We start from the raw sequence: 20,833 nt of genomic DNA, 5'->3' as shown, positions 1-20,833 counted from the left end.
TCAGTCCGCGTCAGGTATCGCCAAGGGTGCGAAATGGTGGAAACACCGGTCACCCCTGATACTCGGGCCAATGCTTTTTGCGGAGGATTGGGCGATGGCAAGGTTGACCGGCGACATTCCCGGAAAGAGGCGACTCAAGGTCGGCATGGTCGGCGGCGGGCAGGGCGCTTACTTCGCCAGTTACCACCGCGCAGCGATGCGCCTGTGTAATCGCTTCGATATCGTTGCCGGCGCTTTCTCTGCCGACGCGGATAAATGCCGCGAGGCGGGCGCAGCGCTCACTATTGAACCCGAACGTATCTACTTGTCGTTCGAGGACATGGCGGCCGCCGAGTCTCGCCGCCCCGACCCGATCGAGGCGGTGGTTATCGTGACGCCCAACCACTTGCACTTCGAACCGTGCCGGTTGTTCCTGGAGGCGGGCATCCCGGTGATCTGCGACAAGCCCCTGGTCAACCACCCTGACGAAGCCCGGGAGCTGGCGAACCTTGCCGAGCGCCACGGGACATTTTTTGCGCTGACCTACACCTATCAGGGCTACCCGATGGTCAGGGACGCCCGCAGTCGAATCCAGGCCGGCGAGCTGGGTGAGCTGCGCTTCCTGTACGTCGAATACCTGCTGGAGTGGCTGGCCCCCGGCGTGTCCGGCTTGAGCAATAGCCTGGCGTGGCGCGGTGACCCGCAAAAGGCCGGCCCCACCGGCGCGCTGGGAGACGTCGGCACCCATGCCTTCAACCTGTTGGAGTTTCTGTCCGGGCAGCGCTGCACCCAGCTCAACGCCAAGTTGACCAGCGTGGTGCCGGGTTGGGGCCTGGACGATACCTGCGTGGTGCAACTGGAATTCGACGGCGGCGTGGATGGATTGTTGTGGGCCAGTTTCGCCGCGCCCGGGCATCGCAACGGCTTGCGCTTCAAGGTCGTCGGCAGCCTGGCTTCGGTCGAATGGTGCCAGGAGTCACCGGAAACCCTGTTGTTCACGCCCACTGACGGTGCAGACCGCATCTATCGGCGAGGCCAGTCCGACAACAGGCCGCAGACGCTGACGTTCACCAGCTTGCCGGCGGGCAATACCGAAGGTTATCTGGAAGCGCTGGCCGTGCTGTACGCCGACTTCGCCGAGGCCCTGGATGCCGGGGCGCAATGGCGCACAGCGACCAGCGTCCCGTTGCCGGATATTCACGAAGGCGTGCGCGGGGTGTTGTTGTCCCAGGCCAGCCTCGAATCCCACCAGCAGCGGGCCTGGGTGCCTTTCCCGCGGTAATTGATTTCATGCGTGGCACCGCTGCGCATCCAACGACTCACCCAAACGCTGTTGAGGAAAAACAATGTCAAGCGAACTGCATCGCGCCGCGTATTCGGTACTGCTTCCCGCATTCGGGGATTTGCACCTGGACGACAATGTGCGCCGTTACCTGAGCCGTGGTGGTGTGTCCCTGTTGCTTGGGGAAACCCGGGATGAATACGTGGGCCGAGGCATGAGCCCGGCGCGCAAGGCGGGCGAGTCCAAAGCCGATTTCATCAGTATCGTCAAGGAAGCCACGGCGCTGGCGGGCTCTGCGGTGCTGATCGCGGTAGACCAGGAACTCGGCGGAATCGAACGCCTGCACCAACTGGTCCCGGCGGTCGCTACCCGGGCGCAGCTCCAGGACCTCGGCGCCGAGGACCTCGAGCAACGTTGCTTCGAGATGGCCGCCGCGGCCCGCGGGCTGGGTGTGAATCTGTTCCTGGCGCCCATCGTGGACGTGGTCACCGGCGTCAATCCATGGCTGCACAACCGGCACCTGGGCGCGGATCCAGTGGAAGTCAGCCGAGTGTCCTGCGCGTTTATCCGCGGGGTGCAGCGCGCGGGTGTGATCGCCACTGCCAAGCACTTTCCCGGGCACTACGTCACCGAGCACGATCCGGCCATTGCCGAAGCCACCGTGCCGGGGCCGCTGGAATTGCTGCATGACAATCTTGAAGTATTCAAGCAGGTCATCGCCACCGGCGTAAAAGCCGTCATGCCTGGCCCGGCGGTATTTCCTGCGATTGATGCGCAGCAGTCGGCGTCCACCTCGTCGAAGGTCATCGGCGTACTGCGTGACACCCTGGGCTTCGAAGGCCTGATCATTTCCGATGACCTGGACGCCGTGTCGATCCTGCGCGGCAACACCATCCCCGATACCGCCGTAGCCTCCCTGGTGGCCGGTGCGCACCTGTTGCTGGTGTCCAGCGAGTCAGGCCTGGACAGCATCGCCGAGGCGATTGTCGCCGCCGTCCACGAAGGCACCCTGGACCGCCAGGTTCTGTTGGACGCCGCTGCCAAGGTCCGTCAACTGGCAATCGCCACCCAGGAAACCAGCCATGAGCGCGAATGACCGCAAGGCCTACGGCGTACTGTTCCCGGTATTGCTGGACGTGCAGATGACGGATGACGTGCGTCGGTTCCTCGGCAATGGCGGGCGCAGCCTGTTGTTTGGCGAGACGGGAGAGGAATACGTCAGCGGAAAAATGAGCGCCAGGCGCCTGCAAGCCGAAACCCTGGACATCTGGCAGCGTTTTACCGGCACGGCCACCGAACTGGGTGGGCCGCTGCTGCTGGCAGCCGATGCCGACATCTCCGCCGTGCACCGCTTGCAAGGGGTGACCCCGGCGCTGCCGGAGCCCGATGTGGCCCGGGCGATGGATTGTGCGGCGCTGGAGCAGGCGTGCTTCAAGGTCGCCACCGCCGCGCGGGCGACCGGGGTCAACCTGCTGCTGTCGCCGACGGCGGATGTGGTCGGCGGCCGTAATGTGTGGCTGGCGGGGCGCACGCTGTCGGGCGATGTTCACCAGACGGCGGCGATGGTCGGTGCGTATGTGCGCGGCGTGCGGCGGGCCGGGATGGCCAGCACCCTGAAGCACTTCCCCGGGCACCCGGTGCTGTTTCAGCAGCCGTCGACTGAAACGGCGGTGGTCAGCGAGTCCATGCAGCAACTGCGGGCCTTCTGGCCCGGGTTTCAGGCCGGGATCGACGCTGGCGCCGATGCGGTGATGATGGGCCCGGCGATATTCGCCGCATGCACACCGCCCACGGCAGCCTCGGTGTCGCCTGAATTGATCGGCGTGTTGCGCCAGGAGTTGGGCTTCAAGGGGCTGGTGATGACCATCGACCTCGATCACCGCTCAACCATCGGCCAGATGTCCCTCGGCGAGGTCGCAGTGGCCGCGCTGAATGCCGGGGCCGACTTATTACTGATTTCCGCAAAGGCTATGCCCCACGTGCCGCAGATCGTTCGGGCGATTGTCGCCGCCGTCGCCGAGGGCCTCTTGCCCCAAGCGCGGCTGGACGCCGCGGCGTTGGCCGTTGGTGCCTTGGCTGATCGCTGTTCAACCGTAGGAGCGCCATATGGCAACCCAAAATAACGTCCTCGCCCTGCATTCCACCGTTGCGAAACACTCGACCCTGGCGATGGATATCGACATCGCCCGGACGCTGGGTTTTGACGCGCTGGAGATCAACAGCGGCAAGCTGGAGGCGTATCTGCAGGCCGGCTATACCGAGTCAGAGCTTCAAGCACTGCTCAACGACGTGCCTGTCACCGGCATCGGCTACCTGCGGGATATCGAACGTCAGGGTGACGAGCGTGACGACCTGTTCAAAGAAGCCCGGCGGCTATTTGAGCTGGCCAATCTGGTGGGCGCCAAAGGCGTTCAAGTCCTCACCGGTCCGATCAATGTACAGGCGGTGATTGATTTTCAGGCGACCGGCAAGAGCCTGCATTACTCAGGCTTGCTGGGCCTGGATCAGGCCGAACAATACGCCCGCACGGCAAGCAACCTGGCGGAGTTGGCCGATGTGGCCAGGCAATACGGTCTGCTGCTCTACCTCGAAGCCTTGTCCTGGACGCCACTCAACACCCTGGATCACCAACTGCAGCTGATCGAACGCACCGGGCGCAGCAACGTGAAGATGGTGATCGACTATTGGCATTGCTTTACCAGCGGCGTGACCCCTGCGGACGTCGCCCGGCTCGACAAGGACGTGATCTACGGCGTGCATATCTGCGACTCACTGGCCTTCGAAGGCGGTATCCCGAATGAGGAAGTGCTGCGCGATGTGCCCACCGGCAGCGGCGTGCTCGATCTGGTCGAGTGGACCGCCGCGGTAAAGGCCACCGGTTACGCCGGGTGGTGGAGTTGTGAGTTGTTCTGCAAAAAACAGCAGCAGCAGAACAGCTACGCCGTCGCCCAACAATTGAAGACGCTGTTAACCGGCCTGGTCGGTTGATAACGCGCGTTTCGACACTGGCTGAATACTAAAAAGATCTGAGGTTGTCATGGTGGATTTCATCGTAATCGGGGGCGGCTCCACGGGCTGCACAGTCGCATCGCGCCTGAGTGAGGATGCGGGAGCGTCGGTGGTGCTGTTCGAGGAAGGCCCGCGGGATCGCAGCCCTTACATCCATATTCCCGGCGCCTACTACAAGACCGCCCAGGGCCCGCTGCTCAAGCGTTATGCGTGGGAGCCGACCGAGGACCAGCACCGCAGCGAAACGCCGACCATGGTCCAGGCCAGCGTGCTCGGGGGCGGCAGCTCGGTGAATGCGATGATTTATATCCGTGGCGTACCCGCCGACTACGACGGTTGGGCCGAACAGGGCGCCGCCGGGTGGTCGTATAAAGACGTGTTGCCGTACTTCAAAAAGGCCGAGGACAACGAGCGGTTCTGCAACGAGGTGCACGGTGTCGGCGGGCCGTTGGGGGTGTCGGACCCGATCAATATCCACCCCTTGACCAAAGTCTGGCTGCGGGCCTGCCAGCAGTTTGGATTGCCCTATAACGAAGATTTCAACTCGGGCCAGCCCGAGGGCTGCGGGCTGTACCAGATCACCGCCAAAAACGGCTTTCGCAGCAGTGCCGCCGTGGCCTACCTGGCGCCGGCCAAGTCGCGCAAGAACCTGACGGTGAAGACCGGCTGCCGGGTGCTGCGTATCCTGATGCAGGGCAACAAGGCCGTCGGCATCGAATACCTGGAGAAGGGCGTGCGCCAGGTGATGCACGCCGACAAGGAAATCATCCTGTCCTGCGGCGCCATCAACTCACCCCGGTTGCTGATGTTGTCGGGGATCGGGCCCGCTGAGCAGCTGGAAAAACACTGGATCAAAGTGGTTCAGGATTTGCCCGGTGTGGGGCAGAACCTGCAGGACCATATCGAAATTTCACTGGTGTATGAGCTGACCGGCCCCCACAGCTACGACAAGTACAAAAAACCCTGGTGGAAGCTTATGGCGGGGTTGCAGTACGCGTTGTTCCGGCAAGGCCCGGCGGCGTCCAACCTGATTGAAGGCGGGGCGTTCTGGTGGGGCGACAAGACGGCGGTGCACCCGGATATCCAGTATTTCATGGTGGTGGGCGCGGGCATCGAAGAGGGTGTGGATTCGGTGCCCGGCGGCAATGGCTGCACGTTGAACCTGGGGCAGATACGGCCAAGGTCCAGGGGCTATGTGGAGCTTTACTCCGCCGACCCGATGTCCCCGCCGCGCATCGTGCCCAACTACTTTTCCGATCCGTACGACATTGAAAGCCTGGTGGACGGTTGCCTGGTGGGCGAACAGATCATGGCCCAGGCGGCCTTCAAACCCTACGTGGCTCGTCGGCATGTACCGGAACCCACCGTGCGCTCGCGCGAAGCGATGAAGCGGTTTTGCCATCAGGAAGCCCACGCCGCACTGCATCCATCCGGCACCTGTCGCATGGGTGTGGATGAGCGGGCAGTGGTGGGGCCGGACCTCAAGGTGCATGGCATCGAAGGGCTGCGGGTGGCCGATGCGTCGATCATGCCGACCCTGATTTCAGGCAACCCCAACTCGGTGTGCATCATGATCGGCGAAAAAGCTGCCGACATGATCCGGACCGCCCGATAGAGTTGCCCGGGCGGTAACACCAGCCTCTTTTTGGGGCAGGCTCAGGCGCCGATCAACCACAGCGCGAAACAGCTGCCGAGGGCCAGCAGCCCAAGGGCGATGCCAAGCTTTGCCTGCAGTTCAAGGGGCATTGCCCTAGGGTCCGGATGTTTGTCCATGGAATCAACGGACTGTACGCGGCCGTTGATCATCTGAGCGGTTGCAAAGAACAAACTGTGCATGGCATGTGCCTCGTGGGTCGTTTCTGCTCAAGTCGAGGCCGATATCGGCCGCCTGCTGGTCAAGAGCAAGCTCCATGCCATTGCCCCAACCTCAGCGACGCCCCGTCCGTGTACTCACATCCACCCACACCGCCAGCACCAGGATGCTGCCCTTGACGATCATCTGCCAGTAGCTGTCCACGTCGAGCATCGACATGCCGTTGTCCAGGCTGCTGATCACCAGTGCGCCGAGCAGGGCGCCGTACACCGTGCCCGAACCGCCGCGCATCGATGTACCGCCGATAAAGCACGCCGCGATAGCATCCAGTTCGCCCATGTTGCCCGCCGAGGGTGAACCGGCCGCCAGGCGCGCGGTGTTGACCAGCCCGGCGAGGGCGCACATCACGCCCATGATCCCGAAGATCCACAGTTTGACCGCCTGCACGTTGATTCCCGACAGGCGTGTGGCTTCCATGTTGCTGCCCACCGAGTAGATGCGCCGGCCAAAGACGGTCTGGCTGGTGACGTAGCTGAACACCCCCAGCAGCACCAGAAGCAGCAGCACCGGCACGGGAATGCCGTCGTAGCTGTTGAGGGTGTAGACGAAGCCGGCCAGCACGAAACCGATCAACACCACGCGCACGCTGTCGCGCAGCATCGACGGCAGCGCCAAGCCGTGCAGGGCGCGGTTGTGGCGTTGGCGCCAGGTCAGGAATATCGCCAGCCCGAACAGCAGCACGCCGAGAATCACCCCGACCACCGTCGGCAGGTAACCCTGGCCGATGTACACCAGTTGTGGCGAAACCGGTGCAATCGTGGTGCCGCCGGTAATGCCCAGCAGCACCCCGCGAAACGCGAGCATGCCGCCCAGGCCGACGATGAAGGAGGGGATGCGCAGGTACGCGGTCATGTAGCCGTTGCCCAGGCCAATCAGCAAGCCACAGAGGGCGACGATGGCCAGGTTCAGCGGCAGGGGAATGTGATAAACCACATCCAGGATCGCCGCGACGCCGCCGAGCAAACCGAGCATCGAGCCCACCGACAGGTCGATCTCGCCGCTGATGATCACCAGCACCATGCCGCAGGCCAGGATGCCGGTAATGGACATCTGCCGCAGCAGGTTCGACAGGTTGCGCGGGGTCAGGAAACCGCCTTCGGTCTGCCAGCTGAAAAACACCCAGATCAGCACCACGGCGATCAACAGGGCGAGCATTTTGTAGCGGGTGAAGAGCTGTTTGACCTGGTTCATTTACGCGGACTTCCGATCATTATTATTGTCATGCCCGTTCGGTTGGCTGAGGGCGGCGGCGAGCACCTGTTCCTGGGTCAGGCCCTGGTTGATGAAGTCGCCGCGCAACTGGCCCTCGCCGATCACCAGCACCCGGTCGGAGACCCCCAGCACCTCGGCCAGCTCCGAGGACACCATGATGATCGACACGCCTTCGGCCGCCAGCGCGCCCATCAATTTGTAGATCTCATATTTGGCGCCCACGTCCACGCCACGGGTCGGTTCGTCGAGGATCAGCACCCGGGGTTTGGTCAGGAGCATCTTGGCCAGTACGGCCTTCTGCTGGTTGCCGCCGGAGAGGCTGGTGATCGGCAGGAACGGGTTTGCCGTCTTCAGGTGCATGCGCTTGATTTCCTGCTCGATGCTGCCCAGTTCCGCCTCGGCATCGATGCGCGTCAGGTGCGAGAAACGGTCCAGCACCGCCAGGGTGATGTTTTGCCCAACGCCCAGGTCCGGGACGATGCCCTGGCGCTTGCGGTCTTCCGGGACCATGCACAGCCCGGCGCGAATCGACTTCAGCGGCGTGCGTGTATCAATCGGTTTGCCATCCAGCCATACCTCGCCTTGGTAGCGCCCGGGGTAGCTGCCGAACAGCGCCGACACCAGTTCCGTGCGGCCGGCGCCCACCAGCCCGGCGATGCCGAGGATTTCGCCACGGCGCAGGCTGAACGAGACATTGTCCACCCGCTTGCGGCTCGGATTATCGACGTCGTGGCAGGTGATGTTGCGCGCCTCGAACAGCACCTCGCCGACCGCATGGGGTTCGGTGGGGTAGAGGTTGCTCATCTCACGGCCGACCATCTGCGTGATGATGCGCGACACGTCCATCTCGGCCATGGCCGTGGTCGCGATGTGTTTGCCGTCGCGGATCACCGCGATGGTGTCGCAGATGGCCGAGACCTCATCGAGCTTGTGGGAGATGTACACGCAGGCGACGCCCTTGGCCTTGAGCCCACGGATGATGTCCAGCAGCACCTCGATTTCCGAGCGGGTCAGCGCCGAGGAGGGTTCGTCGAGGATCAGCAGGCGCGCCTGCTTGTTCAGGGCCTTGGCGATTTCCACCAGTTGCTGGTAGCCGCCGCCGTATTGCGAAACGGGCAGGGCGACGTTCATGTCCGGCACTTTCAGCTCGCGCATCAGGGCTTCGGCACGGTGCATCATGGCGGGGTAGTTCATGCGCCCGCCGGGCAGTGTCAGCTCGTGGCCCATGAAGATGTTTTCGGCCACCGAGAGGTCGGGTACCAGGGTCAGTTCCTGATGGATGATCACGATGCCGCAGGCTTCGGTTTCGGCGATGGAGTGGGCGCGCAACGGCTGGCCGTCCCAAAGGATTTCGCCGTCCCAGGTGCCGTGGGGATACACCGCCGACAGCACTTTCATCAGGGTCGATTTGCCGGCGCCGTTCTCGCCGCACAACCCTACGCATTCCCCGGGTTTTACCTTGATGTCGATGCCATTCAGGGCTTTGACGCCGCCGAAGGTCTTGACGATGTTGTTCATTTCCAGCAGGTAGTCGGACATGGCGGGCACTCATTCCACAGCGAAAAGGCAGGAGCGGCCTCAAACCGCCCCTGCAGTGAGCCGTACGCTTACTGCCCGGCGATTTGCGCTTTGGTGTAGAACCCGTCTTCTTCCAGCACGTTGACGTTGTCCTTGGTCAACGCGGTCGGCTTGAGCAGGATGCTCGACACCTGTTTGCTGCCGTTGTCGTACTGCGAGTTGTAGGCCGGTTTCTCGTCACGCACCAGTTGCACCGAGAGCTTGGCCGCCTCGGACGCCAGCAGCTTCAGGGGCTTGTAGACGGTCATGGTCTGGGTGCCGGCGATCACGCGCTTGATCGCGGCGAGGTCGGCATCCTGGCCCGAGACCGGCACCTTGCCCGCGAGTTTTTGTGCCGCCAGGGCCTGGATCGCGCCGCCGGCGGTGGCGTCGTTGGAGGCGACGATGCCGTCGATCTTATTGCTGTTGGCGGTCAGGGCGTTTTCGACAATGCTCAGGGCTTCGGTGGGGTTCCATTCCTTGACCCATTGCTGGCCGACAATCTTGATGTCGCCCTTGTCGATCGAAGGCTGCAGCACCTTCATCTGGCCCTGGCGCAGGATCTTCGCGTTGTTGTCGGTAGGTGCGCCGCCCAGCAGGAAGTAATTGCCTTTAGGCTGCGCGTTCAACACGCCCTGGGCCTGCATCTCGCCGACCTTTTCGTTATCGAAGGAGATGTAGGCGTCGATATCGGCATTCAAAATCAGCCGGTCGTAGGACAGCACTTTCACCCCGGCTTTCTTGGCCTCGGCCACCACGTTGTTCAGCACCGTGGCATTGAACGGCACGATCACAATCACGTCGACGCCCCGGGAGATCAGGTTTTCAATCTGCGAGATCTGCCGCTGTTCGTTGGCGTCTGCCGATTGCACATAGACCTTGGCGCCCAACTGCTCGGCGGCGGCGGTGAAATAATCGCGGTCGCGGGCCCAGCGTTCAAGGCGCAGGTCGTCGATGGAAAAGCCGATTTTCGGATGGGCCGCGTCGGCCATGACCGAATTGGAAAGCAGTGCCAGAACGCTGGTGAGCAAGACGGTTTTCAGGTGTTTCATGATGGTGAGTCCCTTTTATTGTTGTTTAGACGCACTGCTGGACCTGGAGCGTAGCGGTCATGGGTAGATAAAGCGATTCACTACGCCTTCGAGCATCTCCTGGCGGCCACTCACGGCTTGTGGGTTCAGATGGTGGCTGAAGGCATGCTCGGCCAGCGACGCCAGGCTGAAGTCGCCGCCAAGCACGGCACGCCCGAAGGATTGGTCCCAGCCGGCATACCGCTGGGCCTTGAACTGTTCGAGGGCGTCGTTCTGCACCATGGCGGCGGCACGTTCCAGGGACAGCGCCAGCACGTCCATTGCGGCCACGTGGCCATGGAACAGGTCCACTTCGTCGAGGCTTTGGCGGCGTACCTTGGAGTCGAAGTTGTAGCCACCTCCCTTGAAGCCACCGGCCTTGAGTACCTCGTAGGTGACCAGGGTCAGCTCCTCGACGCTGTTGGGGAACTGGTCGGTGTCCCAGCCGTTCTGCGGGTCGCCACGGTTGGCGTCGATGCTGCCGAAAATGCCCAGGGACGCGGCGGTGGCGATCTCATGGTGAAAGCTGTGGCCGGCGAGGGTGGCATGGTTGGCCTCGATGTTGACCTTGATCTCTTTCTCCAGGCCGAACTGATGCAGGAAGCCAAACACGGTGGCGCTGTCGTAGTCGTATTGGTGCTTGGTGGGCTCCTGTGGCTTGGGCTCGATAAACAGCTCGCCGGTGAAGCCGATCTTGTATTTGTGCTCGACCACCATGCGCATGAACCGCCCGAGTTGCTCGCGCTCGCGCTTGAGGTCGGTATTGAGCAGGGTCTCGTAGCCTTCGCGGCCGCCCCACAACACATAGCTGGAGCCCTTGAGACGGTGGGTGGCATTCATCGCGCTGAATACCTGGGCCGCCGCATAGGCAAACACTTCCGGGTTCGGGTTACTGGCGGCGCCGGCGGCAAAGCGCGGGTTGCTGAAGCAGTTGGCAGTGCCCCACAGCAGCCGGATACCGGTCTGTTCCTGATGGCCTTCGAGCTGGTCGACCATCCGCGCAAAGTTGTCGCGGTACTCCGCCAGGCTTGCGCCTTCGGGGGCCACGTCGGTGTCGTGGAAGCTGTAGTAGTCGATGCCCAGCTTGGAGAAAAACTCGAACGCCGCTTCGGCCTTGCCGCGTGCCACTTGCAGGGCTTCCCCTGGTTGCTGCCAGGGCCGCTGGAAGGTGCCGGAGCCGAACATGTCACTGCCGGGCCAGACGAAGTTGTGCCAGTAACACGCGGCCATCCGCAGGTGCTCGCGCATCGGTTTGCCGAGGATCAGCTTGTTTGCATCGTAGTGCCGGAAGGCCAGGGGAGAGTCGCTATCGGGGCCTTCATAGAGGATTTTTTCGACCGCGGGAAAGTAGGGCATCGCCAGATCCTTGTTGTTATGAGTGCACGTTAACCTTGCCTCGATACTAGCAACGGCCCCCGGCCAACCGATTATGAAAATCACCAGAGCGGGGTTCGATTTTGAGTGGTTTTGCGCGCATAGTGGCGCGACATATCGCATGGAGCCGCCCCTGTGAAAACTGTCCCGCCTGTGCACCGGATTGCCCTGCTGTTCAATGGCAACAAGATCTATGATCGCGGCATCATCACCGGGATCGGCAACTACCTGAGCAGTACGCGGGTGTCGTGGGATCTGTTCCTGGAAGAGGACTTCGTCTGCCGGCTCAAGGGTATCGAGCGCTGGCATGGCGATGGGATCATTGCCGACTTCGACGACCCGGCGATGGGCCCCGCGTTGGCGGGTGTGCATGTGCCGGTGGTGGCGGTGGGCGGGTCTTATGAGGATGAGCGGGCTTACCCACGGCATACTCCGTACGTGGCCACTGACAATTTTGCTTTGATCAAGCTGGCCTATGAACACCTGATCGAAGCCGGGCTGACGCGCTTTGCCTGTTTCAGCCTGCCTGAAGCCGATATCAACCGTTGGGCCCAGGAGCGCGAAAAAGCCTTCCGCCGCCTGCTGGAGCGCGATGGCTTGCCTGTGGAGGTGTATCGCGGGCTCGGCACCAGCGCGCCGCTGTGGGACTCGGCGGTGGAGCAACAAATTGCCTGGTTGCACAGCCTGCCCAAACCCATCGGCATCATCGCGGTCAGCGACGCCCGTGCCCGCCAGTTGCTGCAGGCCTGCCTCACCGCCGGCATCCCGGTGCCGGAGCAAGTGGCACTGATCGGCATCGACAACGACCCCTTGACCCGCACCCTGACCCGCGTGCCGCTGAGCTCGGTGATCCAGGGCACTGAAAAAATGGGCCGCACCGCCGCGCGCCTGCTGCACCAGATGCTGCACGGCATGCCTTCGGCAGGCAGCCAGATCCTGGTGCCGCCGGAAGCGGTCAACGTGCAGACCTCAAGCCTGCACCAACCCCTCGGCCATCCCTACGTGATGCAAGCGCTGCATTTCATTCGCCAGTACGCCTGCCAGGGCATCAAGACCGCCCAGGTCGCCAACTACGTCGGCGTGTCGCGGTCGTCCCTGGAAGCGCATTTTCGCAGTGAACTGAACCGCAGCGTCCACGATGAAATCCTGCGCTTCAAACTCGCGGCTGCGGTTTCCAGCCTGGAAAATACCAGGGCCGCGATTGCGGATATTGCCTATGACTGCGGGTTCAAATCCGCCCAGTACCTGCACACGGTGTTCAAGCGCGAGTTCGGGTGTACGCCGAGGGAGTACCAGGTGGGGCAGGTCGAGCGCGATTCGAGCGATGTCATTTCTTTGTCGCCTTGAGTCCCTATTTTGTCCTGAGCCTCGCTCCAGAACTTCAAGGGATTGAATCGTCTTATGCCGACTCTTACACGCAGAACGTTGTTGCAAGCAGCTGCCATCGGATCCGCCTACACCCTGTTGCCCGACTCCATTCGCCAGGCCCTGGCGATCCCCGCCAACAACCGCACCGGCACCCTCATGGACGTCGAACATGTGGTGATCCTGATGCAGGAAAACCGCTCCTTCGATCACTACTTCGGCACCTTGCCGGGTGTGCGCGGGTTCAGTGACCGCTTCACTATTCCACTGCCGGGCGGGCACCGGGTGTGGGAGCAGCAGGGCGTTGGGCGGCGGATCCTGCCCTATCACCTGGACAGCTCCCGTGGCAACGCGCAGCGGGTCAGCGGCACGCCGCATTCCTGGGTCGACGAGCACGCCGCCTGGAGCAGCGGCCGGATGAACGCCTGGCCAACGTTCAAGACACCCACCTCGATGGGTTACTACCGTGAGCAGGAAGTGCCGTTCCAGTTCGCCCTGGCCAACACCTTTACCCTGTGCGACGCCTACCACTGTTCGGTACACGCAGGTACCAATCCCAATCGGCTGTTCCACTGGACCGGCACCAACGGCCCGACCGGTGCGAATGTGGCGGCGGTGGTCAACGAATGGGACGGCCCCGGCGCGGTGGGCGTGGGCTACACCTGGAAAACCTATCCCGAGCGCCTGGAAGAAGCGGGTGTGAGCTGGAAGGTTTACCAGTACCTGCCGGATAACTTTGGCGACAACCCCTTGGCCGGGTTTCGCCAGTTTCGTGCGGCCAGCGTCGCGGCCGGCAACCCCGCCGTGCCACCGAAAGACTTCAAGGATTTTGTGCCCTACAGCGATCAATTGAACGCCCGCGTGCCGTTGTACAAAGGCAATGGCAACACCCTGCCGGCGGTCAGCGGCAGCGACCTGGAATCGATCATCCAGGGCTTTCGCAAGGACGTGAACGACGGGCGCCTGCCACAGGTGAGCTGGCTGGTGGCGCCGGCCGATTACTCCGAACACCCCGGGCCTTCCAGCCCGGTGCAAGGCGGCTGGTTCACCCAGGAAATCCTCAAGGCACTGACCGCCAACCCGGACGTGTGGAGCAAGACGGTGCTGCTGGTCAACTACGATGAAAACGACGGTTTCTTCGACCACGTGCCGTCGCCGTCAGCCCCGTCCAAACGCCTGGATGGCAGCTTTGCCGGCAAGTCCACGGTGAAGTTCGACAGCGAGATTTTTACCCACCCGGCACCGCCCGGCTCTAGCCAGCAACCCGCGCCGGACGGCGGGGTGTACGGGCCCGGGCCGCGAGTGCCAATGCTGGTGCTGTCGCCGTGGAGCCGTGGTGGCTGGGTCAATTCCCAGGCGTTTGATCACACCTCCGTGCTGCAATTTCTGGAGAAGCGTTTCCACGTGCGCGAACCCAATATCAGCGCCTGGCGCCGGGCGGTGTGCGGCGACCTCACCTCGGCCTTCAACTTCGTCAACCCCAACACCGAGACCCTGCCGCCGCTGCACACCATCAGCCGCCAGGCCGCCGACTCCCTGCGTCAACGCCAGGAGCAACTGCCCCAGGTTGCCCTGCCGACGGTGGGCCAGCAACAGGCGCCGTTCCAGGCGCGAATGGCGCGGCCATCCCGGGCGCTGCCGTACCAGTTGAACGTTGAAGGCTCGGTTGACCGTCGCGCCAGTTCGGTGAGCCTGGACTTCTTCAACAATGGCGAACAGGGCGTGGTCTTCCACGTCTACGACCGCCTGCACCTGGACGAGGTACCGCGCCGCTACACGGTGGAAGCCGGCAAACACCTCAGTGACACCTGGCAAGTGGCGGGCGCCTACAAGCTCTGGCTGTTGGGGCCGAATGGGTTCCACCGTTCGTTCAAGGGGCACCTGCAGCGTCGCGAGCCGGAGTTATCCCTGGCGTATCACGGTGACACCTTGCTGCTGACCCTGGTCAACCCCGGCAAGCGTGCGGCCTCAATCACCATCGAGCGTTGCCCTTACACCAAGCAGGGGCCGTGGCTGCTGGAGATTGCGGGCGGCAGTACCGTGCAACGCACGTTCTCCTGCCAGCCCAATGGAGGCTGGTATGACTTCAAGCTACGTGACGAGCATGGTTGGGTTCGGCGGGTGGCGGGGCGGATCGAGACGGGGGCGCATAGCATCAGTGATCCGTTGATGGGCAAGCGTGTGTGAAAGGCTGTTGATCTGCGGGGTGATTTCGTGGGCTTTTTCCCTGTTTTGTGTAGGAGCAGGGCTTTCTCCCCATGCAGCGCTTGAAACGCCACCCCTCTGGGCCATAGCCTCACGCTTTTCCTGACACTGAGGCCCGGCATTGGGTAAGCGAAAAACGGTTTGGCCCACGGAGCGGGAAGTTCGACTGCGCTTTATCCTGCTGGCAATCATTGAAACGGCCTGTATTCGAGGCGTTCCCATCGAACGCCTGCTGCTTTCATACATACTGTTGCGCAACAAGCCGACCCAGGAGCAACTTTGGGAGGCCATCAGCGATTGCCTGCTCCTCGATGAGATGCGTGGCTTTCGATTTGAACCCGGGTCGGAAGCCGATCGGTTGATGCGCAAGATCAGCAGCGAAATCAATCAGTCCTGACGAGCCACCAGCGCCGGCGTGCGCGGCGGCACCAGGCGCTTGCTGCCCGTCGACTCATAGGCCGATGCCAATCGCAGCAGCGCCGAATCGTCATACGCCCGGCCGGCAAATGTCAGCCCCACCGGCATGCCGATGTCGGCCATGACGCCCATGGGCACCGTCACTGTCGGCACGCCCAAATGGCGGATGGCGAGGTTGCCGTTGGCGACCCACACTCCGTTGCTCCAGGCGATATCCGCCGACGCGGGATTCACATCCGCATCCGCCGGACCTACGTCGGCGACTGTCGGAAAAATCACCGCATCCAGCCCCAGGTTATCCATCCAGTCTTCAAGGTCGATGCGTCGTGTCTGTTCCAGGCCGCGCAGGCCGTCGGGCACGGTGCTGATCCTGTCCCACGGCGTGATGCCGCGCTCGGCCATGCGCACGTATTCGTCCATGCCGGCGGCCAGGTCGTCTTCGCGGTTGGGCAGGGTGCCGGGGTCGTGGGGGAAGATCTTCGGGCCGTCGACATCCGCCAGGCGGTTCAGCGCAGGGTCGCCGTTGGCCCGCAGGAAATCATCGAACGCCCAGGCCGACAGTTCCCACAATTCATCGTGGAGGAATTCCTTGGAGACCAGGCCTCGGGTAAACACTTTCGGTGCGCCCGGGCGATCGCCTTCGCAATTGGAGACCAGCGGGAAATCCACCTCGACCACTTCTGCGCCGGCGGCTTCAAGTGCCTTGCGCGCAGCTTCCCAAAGCTCGATCACCGAGGCCCGGGTTTTGATTGGCTGGCCAGTAGGGCCGCCGATTCCCGGGGCGTCGCTGGTGCCTGCCTCGGGGTCGGCATTGATGTACATGCGCGGCACGCCGAAGCGTTTGCCAGCGAGTGCATCGCCGGTCGCGGCCAGGTCTGCGTAGGACTGCGGGCGTACCGAGGCGACGCCGGGGATTGGCACCCAGGGTTGCATCCGCCACAGGTCGCCGCGTGTGTCGGGGTCTTCTGCGACCACGACGTCGAGCACTTCAAGCAGGTCGGCCATGGTCCGGGCGTAAGGCACGACCACGTCCATGGTCGGGGTCAGCGGCCAGTTGCCGCGCACCGAGATCACGCCACGGGACGGGGTGTAGGCACACAGGCCATTGTTGGACGCCGGGCCGCGCCCGCTGGACCAGGTTTCTTCCGCCAGGCCAAACGCCGCGAAGCTCGCCGCAGTGGCCGTGCCGGCGCCGTTGGAGGAGCCCGAGGCGAACGGTGCGGTGAGGTAGTCGGCGTTGTACGGGCTCTCGGCCCGGCCATATACGCCGCGCTGCATGCCGCCGTTGGCCATCGGCGGCATGTTGGTCTTGCCCAGGCAAATGGCGCCTGTTGCCCGCAGTCGCTCGATGGTGAACGCATCGCGGTAGGCAACCAGGTTCGCGAAAGCCGGGCTGCCGGAAGCGGCGGTGAGGCCCTTGACCAGGTAGCTGTCTTTGGCCGTGTAGGGAATGCCGTCGAACGGGCCCAGGGTTGTGCCGCTGGTCCGGCGTGCGTCGGATGCCCGGGCTTCCTCCAGCGCTTGCGGGTTGCGCACCACCACCGCGTTGAGCGCGGTGGCAGTCGTGGGGGCGTCGTAGGCGTCGATCCTGGCGAGGTAAGCCTCGACCAGTTCAACCGCCGTGGTCTGGCCGGATTCGAGCGCAGTGCGCAGCTGGGCAATGGAAACTTCGGTTACTTCGATCACGTGGTTATCGCCGGGTGCAGAAAAGGGGGAGGGCTTGAGTGCTGACTCAATCCAATCAGTGAAAGTAGCTTACTGATAGATTTTTCATAGCGCCAGAGAATGGCATCCCTTACTGTGGCGCCTCAATTTCCTTATCGATAACGGTGCTGTTTATGTCCGATGAAGTGCGGCTTGTCGTCATCATCAATACCCAGCCTGGCCGGGGTGCGGACCAGTTGGCGGCCTTTGCCGGGCTCGCTCCGCTGGTCCGGGCCGAAGCCGGTTGCATCCAGTACGACCTGCATCCGGTCGAGGGCAACAGCGACAGTTTTGTGTTGATCGAGACGTGGGCTTCAAAGGCGGCGCTCAAGGATCACCACGCAGCGCCGCACATGCTGGAAGCCGCGAAGCACAACCCGACATTCCGTGCGGGCCCCTCCAACGTATTGGTGCTGGAACCTGCCGTCCAGGCACGTTGACTTCAACCCGGCAGCTCAAGGGGTTATCATTGCCCCTTCATTTTTTGCTGCCCGGAAAGATTTCGATGTTGTTTACAAGGACTGTCATGGCGAGCGCACTGCTCGCCGTTCTGGCCACCCAGGCCCATGCGTCCAGCCTGGACCTGACCTACGAGGCACCTGTCCTCAGCGTTGTACCGCTCACGCCGCAGGCTGAGCCCAAGCCGCGCTTTCCGGTCAAAAGCCTTGCGCCGGTGACCGTGGAAAACAGCTGCACCGGCCGCGAGTGTACCTACGAAGGCGACATCAGCCTGCCCCGTGAGGAGCAGACTGTGCGGCGCATTTCCATCGGTATTCAATAAAGCCGGCTGGCGCCTCAGACGATCCCATACCGGGGCGCCGGCTTGCCTGTTTGCGTGGCCGCAAACAACGCACCACGCGCCGCATCATAGGTCTCCCACAACGAACCATCGGCCACCGACGGCCAGGTGATCGTCTCACCCTGATCCAGCCCGGCCAGTGCCGCGTCCACCAGGTTTTCGGTGGTCATGACCGACTCCTGTTCCAGGGCGGAAAGCGGAATGCCCGACGCGTCCCAGATCTCGGTAGCGGTGGCTGCCGGCAACACGATCTGCACCTTCACCCCGGTTTCCGCCAGTTCCGATTGCAAGCCACGGCTGAATGCCAGGACATAGCTCTTGGTGCCGCTGTACACCGAGCTGACCGGCAGCGAGTGCACGCCCAACACCGATGCCACGTTGATGATCAAACCTTCATTGCGCACCAGCATGCCCGGCAGCGCCGCGTGGGTCAGGCGGGTGAGGGCGGTGATGTTCAGGGCGATCTGGGTCGTGGAATCCTCGACCGAGGATTGAGCCAGCGGATGCAGGCGGGCCAGGCCGGCGTTATTCACCAGCACCTGGATCGCCGGGTTGCCGGCGAGCAGGCTTTCAACACGGGCCAGGTCCGCGGGGTTTACCAGGTCGGCGCCGATGGTCTGGACCTGGCGCCCATAGGCTTGAGTGATCTTCGCCGCCAGGGCTTCGAGGCGGTCTTCACGACGGGCGACCAGGATCAAGTCGTAGCCGCGGGCTGCCAATCGGTCGGCATACACGGCGCCAATACCTGAAGAAGCACCCGTGATCAGGGCAATTTTTGTGGAAGCAGGGATCGACATGAACGGCTCCAATAGATGAGTACTCAACCAATATTGTTGAGGGCTCAAGTTATAGGCTTGGCGTTTGTCCTTGTCAATGGTTTAGTACTCAATCATTCTACCGGCATGGAGGATCTGAAAATGCCAACACACAAGACTGACAAGCCTGATGCCCGTGCCGACCTTTTGAGCCTGCTGGGTGACGTGGCATGCACCAACAACGCACTGCGCCGTGCCGCCCGGCGGCTGGGCCAACTGTATGACGAAGCGCTGGCGCCGATTGGCCTGAAGGCTACGCAGGTCGGCTTGCTGGGTGAAATCGCCCGGTGGGCGGCGGTGGATGAGCAGGCAGGGCCGACGTTGCAGGAGCTGGCCGGACGCCTGGCGATCCTGATGTCGGCGCTGACCCATGCGATGAAGCCGCTGGTGCGCGACGGGATTGTCGAGCTGCGCCCGGATGCCCTGGACAAGCGCACCAAACGCTGCGTGCTCACGCCCAAGGGCGAAGCGCTGTTCAGTGAGGCGCTGGTGTACTGGGCGGCGGCCAATAACCGGGTAGAGGAGGTGTTGGGGCATGATTCGGCCGCGCAGCTGCGGGGCATGGCAGACCATGTCGCCTCCGAAGAATTTCTGGCGGACTACAACAGCCGATCCGCGCAGGCATAAGTCAGATCCTTTGGTTATTAGACAGACGCCGTTCGCCCATCCGATGCTGGGCCCCTCTCGATCAGGGGCTTTCCATGACCACTCAACGCCAACTGAAGCTGGGCGCGTTCATGCGTCCGGTCAGCATCCACACCGGCGCCTGGCGCTATCCCGGCGCTTACCGTGACGCCAACTTCAACTTCACGCACCTCAAGCAGTTTGCCCAAACCCTGGAGAAAGCGCGTTTCGATGCGTTCTTCATGGCCGACCACCTGGCCCTGCTCAACATGCCTATCGACGCGTTGAAGCGCAGCCACACCGCCACCTCCTTCGAACCGTTCACCTTATTGTCGGCCCTGAGCCAAGCCACCGAGTACATCGGCCTGGTAGCCACGGCCTCGACCACCTACGACGAACCGTTCCACATTGCCCGGCGCTTCGCGTCCCTGGATCACCTGAGCAACGGCCGCGCCGGCTGGAATATCGTCACCACTGCCAACCCGGATGCGGCGCAGAATTTCGGCCTGGAGCAGGCCTATGCCCACGACGAGCGCTACGCCCGTGCGCGGGAGTTCTACGATGTGGTCACCGGGCTCTGGGACAGTTGGGCCGATGATGCCTTCATCCGCGATGCCGACAGCGGTGTGTACTTCGACCCCGACAAGCTGCACACCCTCAATCACCAGGGCCGCTACCTCAATGTGCGCGGCCCGCTGCACATTGCCCGCCCGGTGCAGGGCTGGCCGGTGATCGTGCAGGCCGGCGCCTCGGAGCCCGGCCGGCAATTGGCGGCAGAAACCGCCGAGGTGATCTTCGTGGCGCCCGGCACGCTTGAGGAGGGGCGTAAATTCTATGCCGATATCAAGCGCCGGATGCTGGCGGTGGGGCGGCATCCCGACCATCTGAAGATCTTGCCCGGGGCGTTTGTGGTGGTCGGCGATACGCTGGAAGATGCGCGGCGGATTCGTGCGCATCTCGACAGCCTGGTGCATTACGAAAGTGCGATTGCCTCGCTGTCGATCGCGCTGGGTACCGACGCGACGAAGTTTGATCCCGACCAATACCTCCCGGCGATTCCCCAAACCAACGCCAGCCAGAGCTCCCGCGAACGGGTACTGGCGCTGGCTGATCGCGAACAGTTGACGGTGCGCCAATTGGCCCAGCGTCTTGGCGGTTATGCAGGTCTCTCGTTTGTCGGCACCGCCCACAGTATTGCCGATGAGATGCAGCAGTGGCTGGAAGAAGAGGGCAGCGATGGCTTCAACATCATGTTCCCGTGGCTGCCGGGCGGGCTCGATGACTTTGTGGCCAGGGTGGTGCCCGAGTTGCAGGGGCGCGGGATCTTCCGGCGCGAGTACGAAGGCTCTACCCTGCGGGAAAACCTCGGGCTGCCGCGTCCGGCGAACCGCTTCTTCGCCGAATGAGCGGGTATTTCTACCGTGGTTAGATCGTTTATTTCCTTCTGATTGGGGGCCATTCCCCAATCGCATATCCATCGCGCCGGTTTGGCCCTGATAGCGGAGCCGGCCGGCGTGATCACGCCAATTCATCTGTCATCGCGGAATT

The 20,833-nt window shown here is 62.9% G+C and carries 19 protein-coding genes; 12 read left to right on the top strand and 7 right to left on the bottom strand.

Annotated features, from left to right (window positions below; translation table 11 throughout):
* The first annotated feature begins 94 nt into the window (after positions 1–94).
* The 5 genes from C0058_RS20145 (at position 95) to C0058_RS20125 (ending at position 5,885) form a co-directional block, all read left to right on the top strand.
* Positions 95–1,261, top strand: a complete 1,167-nt coding sequence (locus C0058_RS20145; protein ID WP_102369425.1) for a Gfo/Idh/MocA family protein — start codon at positions 95–97, stop codon at positions 1,259–1,261.
* Between the two features lie 64 nt (positions 1,262–1,325).
* Positions 1,326–2,357: a glycoside hydrolase family 3 N-terminal domain-containing protein gene (locus C0058_RS20140; protein WP_102369424.1), complete on the top strand. Its 1,032-nt coding sequence runs from the start codon at positions 1,326–1,328 to the stop codon at positions 2,355–2,357.
* Positions 2,344–3,384 carry a glycoside hydrolase family 3 N-terminal domain-containing protein gene (locus C0058_RS20135; protein ID WP_102369423.1) on the top strand — a complete coding sequence of 347 codons (1,041 nt, stop codon included), beginning with the start codon at positions 2,344–2,346 and terminating at the stop codon, positions 3,382–3,384. The genes C0058_RS20140 and C0058_RS20135 overlap by 14 nt, the downstream gene beginning before the upstream one ends.
* On the top strand, positions 3,368–4,249 hold the full coding sequence (locus C0058_RS20130; RefSeq protein ID WP_102369422.1) for a sugar phosphate isomerase/epimerase: 882 nt from the start codon (positions 3,368–3,370) through the stop codon (positions 4,247–4,249). Before C0058_RS20135 ends, C0058_RS20130 begins: the two co-directional genes overlap by 17 nt.
* Positions 4,250–4,298: 49 nt before the next feature.
* Complete coding sequence (locus C0058_RS20125; RefSeq protein WP_102369421.1) at positions 4,299–5,885, top strand: GMC family oxidoreductase; 1,587 nt, start codon at positions 4,299–4,301, stop codon at positions 5,883–5,885.
* 41 nt (positions 5,886–5,926) lie between these two features.
* Here the strand turns inward: C0058_RS20125 and C0058_RS20120 are convergent, their stop codons facing one another.
* From C0058_RS20120 to xylA, 5 genes are all read right to left on the bottom strand, one after another.
* The gene (locus C0058_RS20120; RefSeq protein WP_032899468.1) at positions 5,927–6,106 is read right to left on the bottom strand and encodes a hypothetical protein; all 180 of its coding nucleotides are present in this window, start codon (positions 6,104–6,106) and stop codon (positions 5,927–5,929) included.
* A gap of 91 nt (positions 6,107–6,197) precedes the next feature.
* Positions 6,198–7,334, bottom strand: coding sequence for a sugar ABC transporter permease (locus C0058_RS20115; RefSeq protein WP_003219656.1), 1,137 nt, complete (start codon positions 7,332–7,334; stop codon positions 6,198–6,200).
* Complete coding sequence (xylG, locus tag C0058_RS20110; RefSeq protein WP_102369420.1) at positions 7,335–8,894, bottom strand: D-xylose ABC transporter ATP-binding protein; 1,560 nt, start codon at positions 8,892–8,894, stop codon at positions 7,335–7,337. It lies immediately after the preceding gene.
* A gap of 68 nt (positions 8,895–8,962) precedes the next feature.
* On the bottom strand, positions 8,963–9,964 hold the full coding sequence (gene xylF, locus C0058_RS20105) for a D-xylose ABC transporter substrate-binding protein (RefSeq protein WP_003219660.1): 1,002 nt from the start codon (positions 9,962–9,964) through the stop codon (positions 8,963–8,965).
* 57 nt (positions 9,965–10,021) lie between these two features.
* On the bottom strand, positions 10,022–11,338 hold the full coding sequence (gene xylA, locus C0058_RS20100) for a xylose isomerase (protein ID WP_102369419.1): 1,317 nt from the start codon (positions 11,336–11,338) through the stop codon (positions 10,022–10,024).
* Between the two features lie 153 nt (positions 11,339–11,491).
* On the opposite strand from xylA, the gene C0058_RS20095 reads away from it, so the two are divergent.
* The 3 genes from C0058_RS20095 (at position 11,492) to C0058_RS20085 (ending at position 15,323) form a co-directional block, all read left to right on the top strand.
* On the top strand, positions 11,492–12,703 hold the full coding sequence (locus C0058_RS20095; RefSeq protein WP_003219663.1) for a DNA-binding transcriptional regulator: 1,212 nt from the start codon (positions 11,492–11,494) through the stop codon (positions 12,701–12,703).
* 54 nt (positions 12,704–12,757) lie between these two features.
* Positions 12,758–14,908 (top strand): phosphocholine-specific phospholipase C, encoded by a 2,151-nt coding sequence (locus C0058_RS20090; RefSeq protein ID WP_102369418.1) that lies wholly within the window; start codon positions 12,758–12,760, stop codon positions 14,906–14,908.
* A 139-nt stretch (positions 14,909–15,047) separates the two neighbouring features.
* On the top strand, positions 15,048–15,323 hold the full coding sequence (locus C0058_RS20085) for a hypothetical protein (protein ID WP_008436022.1): 276 nt from the start codon (positions 15,048–15,050) through the stop codon (positions 15,321–15,323).
* Here C0058_RS20085 and C0058_RS20080 read toward each other — a convergent pair.
* Positions 15,314–17,029, bottom strand: coding sequence for an amidase (locus tag C0058_RS20080; protein WP_102369417.1), 1,716 nt, complete (start codon positions 17,027–17,029; stop codon positions 15,314–15,316). The genes C0058_RS20085 and C0058_RS20080 overlap by 10 nt on opposite strands.
* A gap of 152 nt (positions 17,030–17,181) precedes the next feature.
* Between C0058_RS20080 and C0058_RS20075 the strand changes: the two genes are divergently transcribed.
* A complete protein-coding gene (locus C0058_RS20075; protein WP_003219672.1) occupies positions 17,182–17,487 on the top strand; it encodes a putative quinol monooxygenase in 306 nt (101 codons plus the stop codon).
* Positions 17,488–17,573: 86 nt separating this feature from the next.
* Positions 17,574–17,828 (top strand): hypothetical protein, encoded by a 255-nt coding sequence (locus C0058_RS20070; protein ID WP_102369416.1) that lies wholly within the window; start codon positions 17,574–17,576, stop codon positions 17,826–17,828.
* A gap of 14 nt (positions 17,829–17,842) precedes the next feature.
* Here the strand turns inward: C0058_RS20070 and C0058_RS20065 are convergent, their stop codons facing one another.
* The gene (locus C0058_RS20065) at positions 17,843–18,643 is read right to left on the bottom strand and encodes an SDR family oxidoreductase (protein ID WP_102369415.1); all 801 of its coding nucleotides are present in this window, start codon (positions 18,641–18,643) and stop codon (positions 17,843–17,845) included.
* A gap of 120 nt (positions 18,644–18,763) precedes the next feature.
* Between C0058_RS20065 and C0058_RS20060 the strand changes: the two genes are divergently transcribed.
* Together C0058_RS20060 and C0058_RS20055 are read left to right on the top strand one after the other, a co-directional pair.
* Positions 18,764–19,288 carry a MarR family winged helix-turn-helix transcriptional regulator gene (locus tag C0058_RS20060; protein WP_003219677.1) on the top strand — a complete coding sequence of 175 codons (525 nt, stop codon included), beginning with the start codon at positions 18,764–18,766 and terminating at the stop codon, positions 19,286–19,288.
* A 74-nt stretch (positions 19,289–19,362) separates the two neighbouring features.
* Positions 19,363–20,691: an LLM class flavin-dependent oxidoreductase gene (locus C0058_RS20055; protein WP_102369414.1), complete on the top strand. Its 1,329-nt coding sequence runs from the start codon at positions 19,363–19,365 to the stop codon at positions 20,689–20,691.
* The last annotated feature ends 142 nt before the right edge of the window (positions 20,692–20,833 follow it).

Source organism: Pseudomonas sp. NC02, from assembly GCF_002874965.1.
In the GTDB taxonomy this organism is placed as follows: domain Bacteria; phylum Pseudomonadota; class Gammaproteobacteria; order Pseudomonadales; family Pseudomonadaceae; genus Aquipseudomonas.
This window is presented reverse-complemented; position numbering and strand designations above follow the sequence as displayed.